The sequence below is a fragment of the Thermoactinomyces sp. CICC 23799 genome, assembly GCF_016055145.1.
Taxonomy (GTDB): domain Bacteria; phylum Bacillota; class Bacilli; order Thermoactinomycetales; family Thermoactinomycetaceae; genus Thermoactinomyces; species Thermoactinomyces intermedius.
Genome location: NZ_JAECVV010000003.1, coordinates 40179 through 55261 on the forward strand (window position 1 = coordinate 40179; position 15083 = coordinate 55261).

At 48.7% G+C, this 15083-nt stretch carries 13 protein-coding genes; all 13 read left to right on the forward strand.

Annotation, left to right across the window (positions count from 1 at the left end; translation table 11 throughout):
- Positions 1–57: 57 nt before the first annotated feature.
- The 13 genes from tilS (at position 58) to I8U21_RS04505 (ending at position 14936) form a co-directional block, all read left to right on the forward strand.
- A complete protein-coding gene (gene tilS / locus I8U21_RS04445) occupies positions 58–1506 on the forward strand; it encodes a tRNA lysidine(34) synthetase TilS (RefSeq protein WP_181732365.1) in 1449 nt (482 codons plus the stop codon).
- 12 nt (positions 1507–1518) lie between these two features.
- The gene (gene hpt, locus I8U21_RS04450; RefSeq protein WP_181732366.1) at positions 1519–2058 is read left to right on the forward strand and encodes a hypoxanthine phosphoribosyltransferase; all 540 of its coding nucleotides are present in this window, start codon (positions 1519–1521) and stop codon (positions 2056–2058) included.
- 77 nt (positions 2059–2135) lie between these two features.
- Positions 2136–4139, forward strand: a complete 2004-nt coding sequence (ftsH, locus tag I8U21_RS04455; protein WP_181732367.1) for an ATP-dependent zinc metalloprotease FtsH — start codon at positions 2136–2138, stop codon at positions 4137–4139.
- Positions 4140–4275: 136 nt separating this feature from the next.
- Positions 4276–5031, forward strand: a complete 756-nt coding sequence (locus I8U21_RS04460) for a type III pantothenate kinase (RefSeq protein ID WP_181732446.1) — start codon at positions 4276–4278, stop codon at positions 5029–5031.
- 60 nt (positions 5032–5091) lie between these two features.
- On the forward strand, positions 5092–5964 hold the full coding sequence (hslO, locus tag I8U21_RS04465) for an Hsp33 family molecular chaperone HslO (protein ID WP_198053380.1): 873 nt from the start codon (positions 5092–5094) through the stop codon (positions 5962–5964).
- A 73-nt stretch (positions 5965–6037) separates the two neighbouring features.
- Positions 6038–6970 (forward strand): cysteine synthase A, encoded by a 933-nt coding sequence (cysK, locus tag I8U21_RS04470; protein WP_181732369.1) that lies wholly within the window; start codon positions 6038–6040, stop codon positions 6968–6970.
- Between the two features lie 459 nt (positions 6971–7429).
- Positions 7430–8281 (forward strand): dihydropteroate synthase, encoded by an 852-nt coding sequence (folP, locus tag I8U21_RS04475; protein WP_181732370.1) that lies wholly within the window; start codon positions 7430–7432, stop codon positions 8279–8281.
- Positions 8274–8633 (forward strand): dihydroneopterin aldolase, encoded by a 360-nt coding sequence (folB, locus tag I8U21_RS04480; protein WP_181732371.1) that lies wholly within the window; start codon positions 8274–8276, stop codon positions 8631–8633. Before folP ends, folB begins: the two co-directional genes overlap by 8 nt.
- Positions 8630–9136 (forward strand): 2-amino-4-hydroxy-6-hydroxymethyldihydropteridine diphosphokinase, encoded by a 507-nt coding sequence (folK, locus tag I8U21_RS04485; protein ID WP_181732372.1) that lies wholly within the window; start codon positions 8630–8632, stop codon positions 9134–9136. The genes folB and folK overlap by 4 nt, the downstream gene beginning before the upstream one ends.
- Before the next feature lie 22 nt (positions 9137–9158).
- Entirely contained in the window at positions 9159–10175 is a 1017-nt protein-coding gene (gene dusB / locus I8U21_RS04490; RefSeq protein WP_181732373.1) for a tRNA dihydrouridine synthase DusB, read from the forward strand.
- A 25-nt stretch (positions 10176–10200) separates the two neighbouring features.
- A complete protein-coding gene (gene lysS / locus I8U21_RS04495) occupies positions 10201–11697 on the forward strand; it encodes a lysine--tRNA ligase (protein WP_198053381.1) in 1497 nt (498 codons plus the stop codon).
- Between the two features lie 858 nt (positions 11698–12555).
- The gene (locus I8U21_RS04500; protein WP_198053382.1) at positions 12556–13191 is read left to right on the forward strand and encodes a nucleotide exchange factor GrpE; all 636 of its coding nucleotides are present in this window, start codon (positions 12556–12558) and stop codon (positions 13189–13191) included.
- A 221-nt stretch (positions 13192–13412) separates the two neighbouring features.
- Positions 13413–14936, forward strand: a complete 1524-nt coding sequence (locus I8U21_RS04505; protein WP_198053383.1) for an Hsp70 family protein — start codon at positions 13413–13415, stop codon at positions 14934–14936.
- The last annotated feature ends 147 nt before the right edge of the window (positions 14937–15083 follow it).

Below are 15083 nucleotides of genomic sequence, written 5' to 3' on the forward strand. Positions count from 1 at the left end.
AAACCCGGGGCTTCCCGGGCCTTTTTATTTAATGGGAATTTTAAGGGGAAGATGACATTGTCCTGGTTTTTGGAACGCCTGGAAGAAGCGATTGCAACGAGAAAATTGATCAAACCCGGTGACAACGTACTGGTCGGGGTATCGGGCGGTCCCGATTCCACGGCCTTGCTGTTTGCTTTAAAACGGTTGGAAAAGGCATTGGGGCATCAAGTGTTTGCCGTTCATGTGAATCACCACTTGCGCGGGGAAGAAAGCGATGAAGATGAGAAATATGTGGTGTGCCGCGCAAAGGAATGGAACATTCCTGTCCGTGTCATGCATGTGGATGTGACCGGCGAACGGAAAAAACACGGAGGGAATAAACAGGCTGTATCACGAACATTACGCTACCGGGCATTCAAACAGGCGGCGGAGGAATTCAAAGCAGACCGGCTGGCGTTGGCGCATCATGCCGATGACCAATTGGAAACGGTGTTGATGCGTTTGTTGCGGGGAACGGGAGTCTCCGGCCTCGCCGGGATGGATTGGGCCCGGCCTTGGGAAGATTACGTGTTGATCCGGCCTTTGTTGGGATTCAGGAAAGAGGAAATCGTTTCTTATTGCCGGGAACAGAATCTGTCCCCGCGTGAAGATTCAAGCAACCGCTCGCTCGAATATACGCGAAACCGGATCCGGCATGAACTGATTCCCGTGGTGAGAAAGCTGTATCCGCATGCCGACAGAGCGGTGTCAAAGTTGAGCGATCTGATCCGGGAAGAAGAAAGAGACTGGGATATCCGGGTGAAAAAGGCATTGGAAGACGTGGTCGCCGACCGGGGTGAAAACTGTTACACGCTTGATGTTTCAAGTTTTCTTCACTTGTCGGTTGCTTTACAAAGAAGAGTGGTTAAACTAATATTAAGTTATCTTTGCCACCAAGATGTAACGGAACTTTCCCTTGATAAAGTGGATCAGGTTCGAAAATTGGCTGAAAACAACAATCCGTCGGCAATGATCCGTATGTTTCAAGGAATCGTTGCAGAAAGAGAGTATTCCAAGCTGATTTTCACAAAAAAGCCACAAACACCGGATGAAGCCCGGGACGGGCGGGAAACGCCGGAAATGATCCGGTTGCCCGGTCATGGAGCGTCTTCATTACCGGGATTTTTGGGTAGAATGGAAATATTGGAGTCAGATCAACCCATCCCCATACATAGATTGAAAAACGTTTTTAGCCATGCTGTGTTTGACCTTGATCTTCTTTCAGGACCGCTTTATGTCCGGGCCCGGAAACCAGGGGACAAAATGCGTTGTTCGGGTATGCGCGGAAGAAAAAAGGTAAAAAGTTTAATGATGGAAGCAAAAATCCCCAAAAAAATGCGTTCGCGCTACCCATTGGTAGGATCCGGTGATGAAATCATCTGGATACCGGGAGTGAGGAGGTCCGACCTGGCTCCTGTGACAGCATCAACGAAACGTTTTCTATATTTATTGTGGGATCAAAATGATACACCCGAAGAAAGATAGGAGGTTCCCACCGTGCATGAAGACATTGCGGAAGTGTTGTTTACCAAAGAACAAATCCGGGAAAAAGTAGAGGAGTTGGGGAAAATCATTTCCCGTGAGTACAAAGGGTTGAACCCATTGTGCGTTTGTGTGTTGAAAGGGGCCGTTCCTTTTATGGCCGATTTGATCCGGGAGATTGACATCCCGATTGAGATGGACTTTATGGATGTTTCCAGCTACGGGAATTCCACCAGATCCTCAGGGGTTGTGAGAATTATTAAAGATTTGGAGACATCCGTCGAAGGACGTCATGTCCTGATTGTCGAAGACATAATTGATTCCGGTTTGACGCTCAGTTATCTGGTGGAAATGCTGAAAGCGCGGAATGCGGCATCGGTTAAAATCATCACCATGCTGGACAAACCGGAACGCCGTAAAGTGGACCTGAGCCCAGATTACTGCGGATATACGATTCCGGATGCATTTGTTGTCGGTTATGGCCTTGATTATGCGGAGAAATATCGGAATCTCCCATACATAGGAATCCTCAAAGAGGAAGTTTATGCGGATTAACCGTGGCGTTTTGTTTTGTTGAGAACCGTTTGCCTGCTATGCTAAAATGATACAAGTGGACTGAGAGGAGGCCAGGGATGAAAAACTACTTCCTCAGAAATGGAGTATTATATATTATCCTCATCCTGGTAACCATTGCGGTTATCAATATGTTTGCCAATCCGGCAACAGACACGCAGCAGCTGGCTTACAATGAATACAGGCAACAGCTGATGGCGAACAAGCTCACCGACATCAAGGTACAGTTGGATGGGGGTACTTACCATATTGAAGGTAAGTTCAAGGACCAGCCGGGCAAGTCTTTTGTAACCCGGGGACCCGCGAACTACGGTTCAACGGTGCTTCAGGATTTACAAAATGCAAATGTCAAGGTGACTTATGAAAAACCGAAAGGTGACTCGATTTGGATCACCTTGTTTACGTACATCATTCCTTTTGTCGTCATTCTTTTCCTTTTCTTTTTCTTGTTAAACCAGGCGCAAGGCGGCGGAAGCCGTGTGATGAATTTCGGCAAAAGCAAAGCCAAGCTTTACAATGAAGAGAAAAGGCGTGTAACTTTTGATGACGTGGCAGGCGCAGACGAGGAAAAAGCCGAGTTGGTCGAAATTGTTGACTTTCTGAAAGACAACCGGCGTTACGCCCAAATGGGGGCACGGATTCCGAAAGGGGTTCTTTTGGTCGGACCGCCGGGAACAGGGAAAACCTTGTTGGCCAGGGCGGTGGCCGGAGAAGCGAAAGTTCCGTTCTTTTCCATCAGCGGTTCGGACTTTGTGGAAATGTTTGTCGGGGTGGGTGCATCCCGTGTTCGTGATTTGTTTGAACAGGCGAAGAAAAATGCGCCTTGTATCATCTTTATCGACGAAATTGACGCAGTGGGCCGTCAACGCGGGGCCGGACTCGGCGGCGGCCACGACGAGCGCGAACAAACTTTGAACCAATTGCTTGTGGAAATGGACGGATTTGATGTCAATTCCGGAATCATCATCATGGCGGCAACCAACCGTCCGGATATCCTCGACCCGGCATTGTTGCGCCCGGGCCGTTTTGACCGCCAGATTCTGGTGAACCGTCCCGATGTGAAAGGCCGGGAAGCCGTTTTGAAAGTGCATGCCCGTAACAAACCCCTGGCAGAAGACGTCAAATTGGAAGTCATTGCCCAGCGTACCACGGGCTTTTCCGGAGCCGATCTGGAGAACTTGTTGAATGAAGCGGCTCTGCTTGCGGCACGGCACCGGAAGAAGAAAATCACGATGGAAGAAATTGATGAAGCGGTGGACCGCGTGATTGCGGGTCCTCAGAAGAAAAGCCGCGTGTTCAGCAAAAAAGAACGAAAAATTGTTGCATATCATGAATCGGGACACGTGTTGTGCGGATATTACCTGCAGCATGCCGACGTTGTTCACAAGGTAACCATCGTCCCCCGCGGGCAAGCCGGCGGGTATGCCATGATGTTGCCGAAAGAAGATCGTTATTTGGCCACCAAAAACGAATTGCTGGACCGGGTGACCGGGTTGCTCGGAGGCCGTGTCGCCGAAGAGGTTGTGTTTGGTGAAATCAGCACCGGGGCCAGCAATGACTTTGAGAAAGCAACCTCCATTGTCCGTTCCATGATTACGGAATACGGAATGAGCGACCGGTTGGCCACCATGACCTTCGGGCGTTCGCAAGGGCAAGTGTTCCTGGGTCGCGACCTGGGACACGAATCCAACTACAGCGATAAAATCGCCTATGAAATCGATACGGAGATGCAAGATTTGATCCGTTCCTGCTACAACCGGGCGAAAAACCTGATCATGGAACATCGCGACAAATTGGAACTGTTGGCGCAAACCTTGTTGGAAAAAGAAACGTTGGATGAGCGGCAAATCAAACAGCTGCTTGAAAACGGGAAGTTGGATGATGACGATTCAGTAAAAGTCAACATCCAATCCAAAGAGGAAGAAGAAACCAATAAAGAGTCCACGAAACAGGATAATTCCGGGACGGTTGACGCAAACCGGGCAGAAAGTCCCGTAAAGGATAACCCGTTTGTCAATAACGATCCGGCGGATAAAGATTCGGATCCAAACCAATCGGTGTAAAAAAAGAGGCGGAACCGCCTCTTTTTTCTTGTGAATTAATGGATGTAAAAGAATCCGGGAGGATGGTATTCTATAAATAAAATGGATTACATCGCTAAAGCAGGTGAATAACTTGAATAAAGATTTATTGCTGGTCATGGATGTTGGAAACACCAATATCGTTTTGGGCATTTACCGGAAGGAAAAATTGTTGCATCATTGGCGTTTGCAAACAAACCGCCACGCGACCGAAGATGAATACGGCATGCAATTGGCCAGTTTGCTTTCCTATACCAACTTGTCCATTGAAGATGTGGGGGCTGCCATCCTTTCTTCCGTTGTCCCTCCGCTGACGATTGTCTTGCGGCGGATGGCCGAAAAGTATCTTGGGTTGACCCCGTTGATCCTGGGACCGGGCATCCGGACCGGTTTAAATATCAAGTATGACAATCCACGCGAGGTCGGGGCCGACCGGATTGCCAATGCGGTGGCCGGCATTGAGAAATACGGGGCGCCGCTGGTGATTGTTGATTTCGGGACGGCGACCACCTTCTGTTTTATTGATGAAGAGGAAAATTACGTCGGCGGTGCCATTGCGCCCGGTATCAGTATATCCATGGAGGCGCTGTATCAACGGGCCGCCAAGTTGACGAGGGTGGAAATTGACAAACCGGATTCGGTGGTTGGAAAAAATCCGGTTCAATCCATGCAGGCTGGCATATACTATGGTTATGTCGGGCTTGTGGATGAAATTGTCACCCGCATGAAAAAGATGATGCGTCAACGTCCCACGGTGGTGGCCACTGGCGGGTATGCTTCATTGATTTGCAAGGATACCAAGACGATTGACAAGGTGGATCCGCTTTTAACTTTGGAAGGATTGAAGTTGATCCATGAGCTGAATGCAAAGTAACAGAATGGGAAACAGAGGGCTTCTTGCAAAGGAGTCCTTTTTTTAAGGAGGAAATCACTGATGGAAGATTATGTTATTCGAGCGATCTCTGCAGACGGGGCCGTGCGCGGGTTTGCGGCACGGACGACGAATCTGGTACAGGAACTGCAACAACGTCACCGCACTTTTCCGGTGGTCAGCGCGGCATTGGGCAGAACGGCAACCATGGGCGCGATGATGGGCGTGACTTTAAAAGAGAAGAACCACAAAGTCTTGATTCGGGTGGAAGGTGACGGACCCATCGGGCAGATCATGGTGGATGCCGACGGGCAAGGCCATGTGCGCGGTTGTGTCGACCAACCGCAAGTGGAAGGCAAATCCAAAGGGAACAAGCTGGATGTGGCTTCCGCTGTGGGAAAAGGAATGATTCACATCATCAAAGATTTGGGGCTGAAGGAACCGTATCGCGGCGCTTCGCCGATCATCTCAGGGGAATTGGCGGAAGACTTTACCTATTATTTTACGGCCTCTGAACAAACCCCGTCGTCCGTGGGATTGGGGGTATTGGTCAAAGGGGACGAAATTTTGGCGTCCGGCGGGTATATGATCCAGCTTTTGCCGGGGGCCGGGGAAGAAGTGATCCAAAAATTGGAGCAACGGATCTCCCGGCTTTCGTCGATCTCGGACCGGTTGAAAAACGGTGAAACGCCGGAAGAAATGCTGCGCTTTTTAATGGGCGACGATTTGGAAATCCTGGGGAAATCGCCGGTTCAATTCCAATGCAATTGTTCCAGGGAGCGCTCAAAGGCAATGTTGCGGGCGCTTGGCAAGGAGGAAATAGAATCCATCCGGGACGAATTGGGCCGCGCCGAGGTGGTTTGTCATTTTTGCAATGAAAGATACTTGTTTACGGATGAGGAATTAGAAAGGATTTTAATAGAAGAAATTGATTGACAAATTGGATCGGGATTAGTATGATGATAAATACAAAACCTATAAGTTTACTCGGAATAAGGAGGCTTCCTACATGCGGGTTGGAAATAATATTCTTGAGTTGATTGGCGAAACACCGCTTGTGAAATTAAACCGGATTGTTGGTAAGACGGATGCCGATGTTTATTTGAAACTGGAATTTTTTAACCCGGGTGGCAGTGTCAAAGACCGGATTGCCCTCAGCATGATTGAAGAAGCTGAAAAACGCGGGGAGCTGAAACCCGGTTCCACGATTTTGGAGCCGACCAGCGGAAACACCGGAATCGGGCTGGCGATGGTGGCAGCAGCCAAAGGTTACCGTGCCGTGTTGGTCATGCCTGACACGATGAGCGTGGAACGCAGAAATCTTTTGCGGGCCTATGGGGCCGAACTGGTGCTGACTCCCGGTGCGGAAGGAATGAAAGGGGCCATTCAAAAAGCCCGAGAAATCCATGAACAACATCCCGATTACTTCGTTCCCCAACAATTTGAAAATCCGGATAACGTGAAAGCGCACTTTGAAAACACCGCCAGAGAAATTGTTGAACAAACGGGTGGCGAACTGGATGCCTTTGTTGCGGGAATCGGGACCGGCGGAACGATTACCGGTGTCGGCCGGGTCTTGAAAGAAAAATATCCCCATGTCCATGTGGTTGCTGTTGAGCCTTCCAATTCCCCCGTTTTGTCCGGAGGAAAACCTGGGCCTCATAAAATTCAGGGAATCGGTGCCGGATTTGTACCCAAGATTCTCGATACGGAAATTTACGATGAAGTTTTGCAAGTGGATAACGAGGAAGCTTTTGAATGGGCACGTCGTGCCGCTCGTGAAGAAGGGATTCTCGTGGGTATTTCCTCCGGTGCGGCCATTGCTTCTGCGGTGAAAATCGCCCGCCGGTTGGGAGAGGGCAAAAAAGTTGTTGCTGTTGTTCCGAGTAACGGAGAACGTTATTTGTCCACGCCTCTTTTCAATTTCGAGGATGAAGCGTAAGCGTAAAACCGGATATATCTGTCGGAAGCTATCCTTTATCGGAAAGGATAGCTTCTTTTGCTTTCGGGGAAAATTGTGATGAAGATCCCGGTTTTATGTGGTAAAATGATGTGATTAGAAGAGTCGAGCCTGTCGCGAACAGCCGGGAAGAGATTGGGTCATCATGAAATTGGTTTAACGGTATGAGCACAAACGATGCCATGGACATCGATGAAATAGAACATGTCATCACCGGTGCCGGCCTTGAGGTTTCCCATCCGGATGGAGCGGAATCCCTGTGAAGAAAAGATGAAAAACCATTTTGAAGAACCGGATTCATCAAAACCAATCCATTTCCTTCTGCGGAAGATGAAAGATAGATATGAGATGGCTCACTGACAGAAGGAATCGGTCGGCCATCTTTTTTTGTCATCGATGCAGCCATCAAGCGCTTGTATTCATCAGAGAGGAGCTGGAGCCATGAACCATTCAACGATTCAAGCCGGTCCGTATACGTTATCATATGATCGCCGCACGTTGGTGATGGGGATTTTGAATGTGACCCCGGACTCTTTTTCAGACGGCGGGAAATACAATACGGTGGACCGGGCTGTCGAGCATGCCAAACAACTGGTGCGTGATGGCGCGGATATCATAGACATCGGCGGAGAATCCACGCGCCCCGGGGCGGAGTATGTTCCGCCGGAAGAGGAATTGTCCCGCTTGCTCCCGGTGATTGAGGTGTTGCATCGCGAGTTGGACTGCCCCATTTCCGTGGATACGTATAAAGCAGAAGTGGCCCGGCAATGCATTCAGGCCGGGGCGCATATCATCAATGATGTATGGGGAACGCTCAAAGATCCGGACATGGCCAAGGTTGCGGCCGAATTGGATGTGCCGGTCATTTTGATGCATAACCGGCAACAAGCAGACTATGATTCCCTGATGGATGATGTGATCCGGGATCTGATGGCGATGGTGCAAAATGCGAAACAAGCCGGTGTCAAAGATGAAAACATCATTTTGGATCCCGGGATCGGCTTTGCCAAAACCCTTGAACAAAATTTAACCGTGATGCGCCACCTGGATCGCATTACCGCGTTGGGATATCCCGTGTTATTGGGAACATCCAGAAAATCCATGATTGGCAAAACGTTGAACCTGCCGACGGAAGAACGGATGGAAGGCACGGCGGCAACGGTGGCATTCGGAATCGCCCAAGGATGCCGGATTGTCCGGGTTCACGATGTCAAAGAGATGACCAGGGTTTGCCGGATGATGGATGCGATGCTGTTCGGGGTTCTGCCGGAGGAGGCGGAGACCCGTGGATAAAATCTTTATGAAACGGCTGAGTTTTTACGGGTATCATGGGGCTTATGCCGAAGAAAACCGGCTGGGGCAGCGTTTTTATGTCGATCTGGAAATGAAATTGGATTTAAAGCCTGCCGGCACAACAGACGATTTGCAAAATACCGTCGATTACGGAGCCGTGTATCAGAAAGTGGAAACCATCATGACCGGAACCCGGGTGAAATTGATTGAAACCTTGGCAGAGCGGATTGCCGGACGTTTGTTGGCTGATTTCCCGATTGAAGAAGTACGGGTCCGCGTCACCAAACCCAACCCGCCGATTCAGGGACACTATGAGTCGGTCGGGGTTGAAGTGGTAAGGACAAGGACATGAGCAGGAAAGTGACGGCCTATCTGGGGCTGGGAACCAATCAGGGAGATCGGCGGGAACAGCTGAAACAGGCGATCCATCTGTTGAACAACACCAGAGGAATCCACGTGCGGAAAACCTCTTCGATTTATGAAACTGCTCCGGTAGGGTATCTCGACCAACCGCCGTTTTACAACATGGCGGCAGAAATCCAGACGACTTTGTCTCCCGGGCAATTGTTGGAAGCTTTTCTGCAGATCGAACAAAAGTTTCACCGGGTGCGAAAGATCCGCTGGGGACCGCGCACCATGGATCTGGATCTGCTTCTTTATGAAGACCGCTTGATCCGGCAGGATGATCTGGTGGTGCCCCATCCGCGCATGACCGGGCGGGCATTTGTTTTGGTCCCCTTGTTTGAAATTGCCGGGGATATCGAAATCCCGGGGACGCATAAAACGATTTCCCAGTGGATGAAGGAGATTCCCGGTGACCAAAAAGTGCACAAATTGGAAATGATTCCGGTTTAACATGGGGAAAGGAGGTATTTCGATGCTGAAAATCGGGGACATTGCGTTAAAAAACCGTGTTGTGTTGGCTCCGATGGCAGGCGTCTGCAATCCGGCTTTCCGCCTCATTGCCAAAGAGTTTGGCGTGGGGTTGGTGTGTGCGGAAATGGTGAGCGACAAAGCCATTTTGCACGGGAATAAAAGGACCCGGGAGATGCTTTATGTGGATGAACGGGAGAAACCGCTCAGTTTGCAAATTTTCGGCGGAGACAAAGAAACGCTGGTCGAGGCGGCCAAAGTTGTCGACCAACAAACCAATGCGGATATTATCGATATCAACATGGGATGTCCGGTTCCGAAAGTGGTCAAATGCGATGCGGGCGCCCGCTGGCTGCTCGATCCGGACAAGATTGAAGAGATGGTGTCCGCCGTGGTGGAAGCCGTGGACAAACCGGTGACCGTCAAGATGCGCATTGGCTGGGATGAAGATCATATTTATGTGGTTGAAAACGCCAAAGCGGTCGAACGCGCCGGAGGAAAAGCGGTTTCTGTACACGGGCGCACGCGGAAGCAGATGTACCGCGGGCAGGCGGACTGGAGTTGGATTAAAAAAGTCAAAGAGGCCGTGGGGATTCCTGTCATCGGAAACGGCGATGTCTTTACACCGGAAGATGCGAAGCGGATGCTTGATACAACCGGTTGTGACGGGGTCATGATCGGCCGCGGCGCATTGGGGAATCCGTGGATGTTGTACCGGACGGTCCATTATCTGGAGACCGGCGAACTGCTTCCGGAACCGGAAGTGCGGGAAAAGATGGAAATTGCCATTTTGCATATGGACCGGCTTGTCAAACTGCGGGGGGAAGACATCGCCGTCCGCGAAATGCGAAAACATGCGGCGTGGTATCTCAAAGGATTGCCTGGCGCCAGCAAAGTCAAAGAAAAAGTCAATCAACAAGAAACCAGGGATGGGATGGCAAATCTCCTGCTTTCGTTTGCGGAGGAATTCGAAACGCGTCAGCGCGAAAAACAAGAAGCCGTCAATCAAGAATCTGCGTAACGGATGAACGAAGGAGTGCGAAACGATGAGTCATGAAGAACAAAGCGATCTGTTTCAAATCAGGCGTGAAAAAGTTTCTGCGTTGAGGGAGAAAGGTGTCAATCCTTTCGGCCACAAATTTGAGTGTACCCATCATGCAAAAACGATTTTGGATCAATACGAATCGATGTCCAAAGAAGAATTGCAGGAAAAAAATATTTCCGTATCGATTGCCGGGCGTCTTGTGGCCAAACGGAAACAAGGAAAAGCTTCCTTTGCCCATCTCCAGGATATGAGCGGCCGGATTCAGATCTATGTCCGGCTGGACCGGGTGGGGGAAGAGCAGTATGAGATTTTCCGGACAGCCGACCTCGGGGATTTTCTGGGGATCAAAGGCGTTGTCTTTAAAACCAACCGCGGGGAAGTCAGCGTCAAAGCCGATCAGGTGGATTTCCTGAGCAAATCGCTCCGTCCCCTTCCTGAAAAATATCACGGGTTGAAAGATGTGGAACTCCGGTATCGGAAACGGTATTTGGACCTCATCATGAATCCGGAAGTCAAAGAAACGTTTATCACCCGGAGCCGGATCATTGCCGCGATGCGCCGGTATTTGGATCAACAAGGGTTTTTGGAAGTGGAAACCCCGACCATGAATGTGATCGCCGGCGGCGGGGCGGCACGTCCGTTCATCACCCACCACAATGCACTCGATATGAAGCTGTATATGCGGATTGCCCTTGAACTTCATTTGAAACGCCTGGTTGTGGGCGGATTTGAAAAAGTGTATGAAATCGGCCGTGTATACCGCAATGAAGGGATTTCCACCCGCCATAATCCGGAGTTTACCATGATGGAATTGTATGCCGCTTATGCCGATTTCCATGACATCATGGATCTCACGGAGGATTTGATCGCCCATGTGGCACAAGAAGTCTTGGGCACGACGAAAATCCATTACCAAGGCCATGAAGTCGATCTTTCCCCCGGCTGGGCACGCAAATCGATGACCGAATTGATCCGGGAAACGACCGGGGTGGATTTCACCCGGCAAATGACCGATGAAGAAGCCCGCCGGCTTGCGAAAGAACATGGCGTGGAAATTACGGAGTTTATGACCTTTGGGCACATTGTCAATGAGTTCTTTGAACAAAAAGTGGAAGACCAATTGATTCAACCGACGTTCGTTTACGGACATCCGGTGGAGATTTCGCCGCTTGCGAAGAAAAATGAAGAAGATCCCAGGTTTACGGACCGGTTTGAGCTGTTTATCGTGGGACGGGAACATGCGAATGCTTTCTCCGAATTGAACGACCCGATGGATCAACGGGAGCGTTTTGAAGCACAATTGAGAGAAAAAGAAGCTGGTAACGACGAAGCGCACCCGATGGATGAAGATTTCCTGGAAGCACTCGAATACGGAATGCCGCCCACCGGCGGTCTGGGAATCGGTGTGGACCGTTTGGTGATGCTGTTGACAGACAGCCCGTCGATCCGCGACGTTCTCTTGTTCCCGCATATGCGCGAAAACCAGCAGGAAGACTGATGGAAAAGCTTCTGATTCGACATGAATCAGAAGCTTTTTTCACAAGTTATCCACAATGTTCACAAACTCCTGTGCGAATTGTGGATAACTTGTGAAAAAATAACCCCGATCTTCCAAAAAAGAAAATATCAATAAATATCCGGAATAAAAAGGTAAATTTTGCCTGGATGTTGAAAAATATAGACAACCTTGGCAGCTTGGAAAAGGGAGGTTGGGAGCACGTGGATAAATGCACCTGTGCCAAATGCGGCGCAAAGTCCTTATACATTCAATTTTTTCAATTCAATGGCAAGTATTATTGCCGGATGTGTTATACCGAATGTCTTCAACAAACTGACAAAAAAAAGACCAATCTCGTCATCACCCGGATGCCCTGAACGGGCATTTTTCTTTGAAGAAGGAGTTTTCAGGGACAACTGCGAAGTTGTATGGGGAAATTCAGCCATGGCGTTTTGCTGGACCAAAAAACTTCAGAAATGAAAGGAAACGGGAATATCTTGGAATAGTTTATAAAAATCGCCTTGTATAAAAACTTCAAAACGTCTATAATTGCCCTAGGTTGCATCATGATATCATGAAATCTATCAAGTTTTGCAATATTCTCCGGCATTACCACGTGATTTACTTCATTTTCGTTGGTCCGGCGAGAAAAACATTTTTTGATGTGAATAATTGATATTCTTTTTGAATTCATCCACTTGCGACATGAATGAGGTTATTAGTAAAATGGTAGGAGCAGTACTGTTCCGTTCAGTTTACAAAAAGAGGCAAATCATTCAATATACAGAGAATGATGGATAGTTGGCCTTGATATATATCACAGAAAATGAAAATAGTGTACACCAGGGAGGTTAAGCTATGGGTTCCAGGAAAGAGAACCATAGATTCTTAGAACAGGGTAACCAACTTTCATTTCCTGAAGCGCGTTTTGGATTGACAAAGAAAGAAAACGAGACTCCGAGTCCGATCAAAGAAAGCAAAAGCGAATCTCGTTCCCAACAGCAAGTTTTGAACATGCTCAGTGCATTGCAACAAAATTTCACATCGCTGTTGAATGTGGTTACCAACCGGCTCAGTTATGACAAAACGAAAGAAATGGCGTTTGACCGGCTTTACAAAGAGATGGAAGAGTTGAAGCAGGACCAGGAACTTCAACAACTCCGTCCGCTTTACATTGATTTGATTCTGCTGATTGACCGGATGAACAACATTTATAATGATCAGCTGGATGTCGGGGGACAAAATCCCGAATTAATTGACATTCTGCAAACCTTGAGCCATGAAGTGCTGGAAATTTTGTACCGTCGCGGCGTTGAATTGATTGTTGCCCCGTCCAATAAATTTGATCCCAAAATTCAACAAGTGGTTGAAGTGATTCCCACCAATAACCCTGCAGAAGATAATATGGTTGTACATATGATCCGCCATGGCTTTAGATATGGAGACGTGGTTCTCAGACCTGAAGAAGTGGTGATAAAAAAATATAATCCCTGATTGAACGGAATATGACAACAAACGAGGATTAGCCATGATGTTGGCTAATCTTTCATCATTGAACCCTTTTCATGAACATTTGGGGAGCGGGGTGGGAGTCGCGTTTTTTTGCCAACCGTTTTTTACACTACATAGATTTTGCCATTTTGCGTGAAAGAGGGTAGTATATGGGAGCTTTCCCGTAAACCATGGGTTATAAGTGATCGAAGGAGTGAAAAAAGATGGGAAGAGTCGTTGGGATCGACCTGGGAACAACCTATTCGGTGATCTCTGTTGTAAATAAATACGGGAAACCGGAAATAATGGTAAACCGGGAAGGGGAACGGATTACTCCTTCTGTCGTTCTCTTTGATGGTTCGGATGTGGTTGTGGGCAGTATTGCGAAACGTTCTGCTGTTGCAAGTCCTTTCAATGTTGTTCAATTTGTAAAAAGACAGATTGGCGACAAAGCATGGAAATTCACCACGGAACAAAACGAAGACTTTACCCCCGAAGAAATTTCGGCGATGATTCTCCGGCGCCTGAAAGAAGATGCGGAAACCCTGCTGGGGGAAAAAGTGGAAGATGCCGTCATCACCGTCCCCGCTTATTTTGACGATGCACAACGGAAAGCGACGCAAGACGCGGGAAGAATTGCAGGTCTCAATGTTCTCCGCATCATTAACGAACCCACCGCGGCGGCACTGGCATACGGATTGGACAAGATGCATATGGAGCAAAACATTCTGGTTTATGATTTGGGTGGCGGTACCTTTGATGTGACCATCATGCACTTGTCTCCAAGCGGGTTGAGGGTGTTGTCCACCGGGGGTGCCAAAAACCTCGGCGGTTTTGACTGGGACAATGTGGTGATGAACTACCTGAATGAAGAGTTTCAAAAGCAAGGTGGCATCGATTTGCTGGAAGACCCCATGCTGGAACAGGACTTGCGTGATAAAGCGGAAATTGCCAAGAAAACCCTTTCTGTCCGTGACCGCACCAATGTATTCCTGTCTGCCAACGGAATCAACGCATCCATCACCTTGACAAGAGAGATTTTTGATGAATTAACCGCTCCTCTCCTGAACCGGACCCAAAAAATCATGGAATTCGTTTTGGAAGACGCAAACATTGAATGGAAAGACATTGACAAAGTCCTATTGGTCGGCGGCTCGACCCGGATGAAACAAGTTCCTGCCATGATCGAGCGTGTCACGGGAATCAAGCCGTCATTGGATGTCAATCCGGATGAAGTGGTGGCTTTGGGAGCTGCCATCCAAGGCGCGATCCTGCAAATTAAGGAAGGAAATGCCGACCTCTCACTCAGCCAGTCTTTCCCGGTGGTTGAAGTGCAGGATGTCAATTCCCACAGCATGGGCGTTGTGGCGCTGGATGAATCCGGGCAAGAATTTAACTCCATCGTACTCAAAAAAGACACCGTGATCCCCAGCAAAGTGAGCGGCCATTACGAAACCACCGTTGACCAACAGGCCCAATTGCATTTGCAAGTGACGGAAGGGGAAGACATGGATCTGGATTATGTAAAAATCGTGGGGGAAGGCATGATCGACTTGCCGAAATACCCCAAAGGTGCTCCCCTTGAGGTTATTTTTGAGTATGACAGTGATGGAATCATCCATATCTCGGTGATTGACTCCACAGCGGGAAAATTGCTGGGAGAATTGAACATTGAGCGGAAGTCCAACTTGACGGAAGAAGAAGTTTTGCAAAAACAAGAGCGGATGAAAAAGCTGGCGATCGGCTGACCGGTTGGCATCTTTTGTACATAATAAACAGACAGAAAACGGGATTCATGACAAGAGCACTTATTTTATCTTTCATGAAACAATGTAGCTTGGGAAACCAAGCTTTTTTTGTGGGAAAGGGCATAAAAAAATCCATTCCGTGGGGAC

Excerpts from the sequence above, each read along its gene's own strand:
- ftsH (WP_181732367.1), top strand. The coding sequence starts at position 2,136 with ATGAAAAACTACTTCCTCAGAAATGGAGTATTATATATTATCCTCATC.
- I8U21_RS04460 (WP_181732446.1), top strand. The coding sequence starts at position 4,276 with ATGGATGTTGGAAACACCAATATCGTTTTGGGCATTTACCGGAAGGAA.
- hslO (WP_198053380.1), top strand. The coding sequence starts at position 5,092 with ATGGAAGATTATGTTATTCGAGCGATCTCTGCAGACGGGGCCGTGCGC.
- cysK (WP_181732369.1), top strand. The coding sequence starts at position 6,038 with ATGCGGGTTGGAAATAATATTCTTGAGTTGATTGGCGAAACACCGCTT.
- folP (WP_181732370.1), top strand. The coding sequence starts at position 7,430 with ATGAACCATTCAACGATTCAAGCCGGTCCGTATACGTTATCATATGAT.
- folK (WP_181732372.1), top strand. The coding sequence starts at position 8,630 with ATGAGCAGGAAAGTGACGGCCTATCTGGGGCTGGGAACCAATCAGGGA.
- dusB (WP_181732373.1), top strand. The coding sequence starts at position 9,159 with ATGCTGAAAATCGGGGACATTGCGTTAAAAAACCGTGTTGTGTTGGCT.
- lysS (WP_198053381.1), top strand. The coding sequence starts at position 10,201 with ATGAGTCATGAAGAACAAAGCGATCTGTTTCAAATCAGGCGTGAAAAA.
- I8U21_RS04500 (WP_198053382.1), top strand. The coding sequence starts at position 12,556 with ATGGGTTCCAGGAAAGAGAACCATAGATTCTTAGAACAGGGTAACCAA.
- I8U21_RS04505 (WP_198053383.1), top strand. The coding sequence starts at position 13,413 with ATGGGAAGAGTCGTTGGGATCGACCTGGGAACAACCTATTCGGTGATC.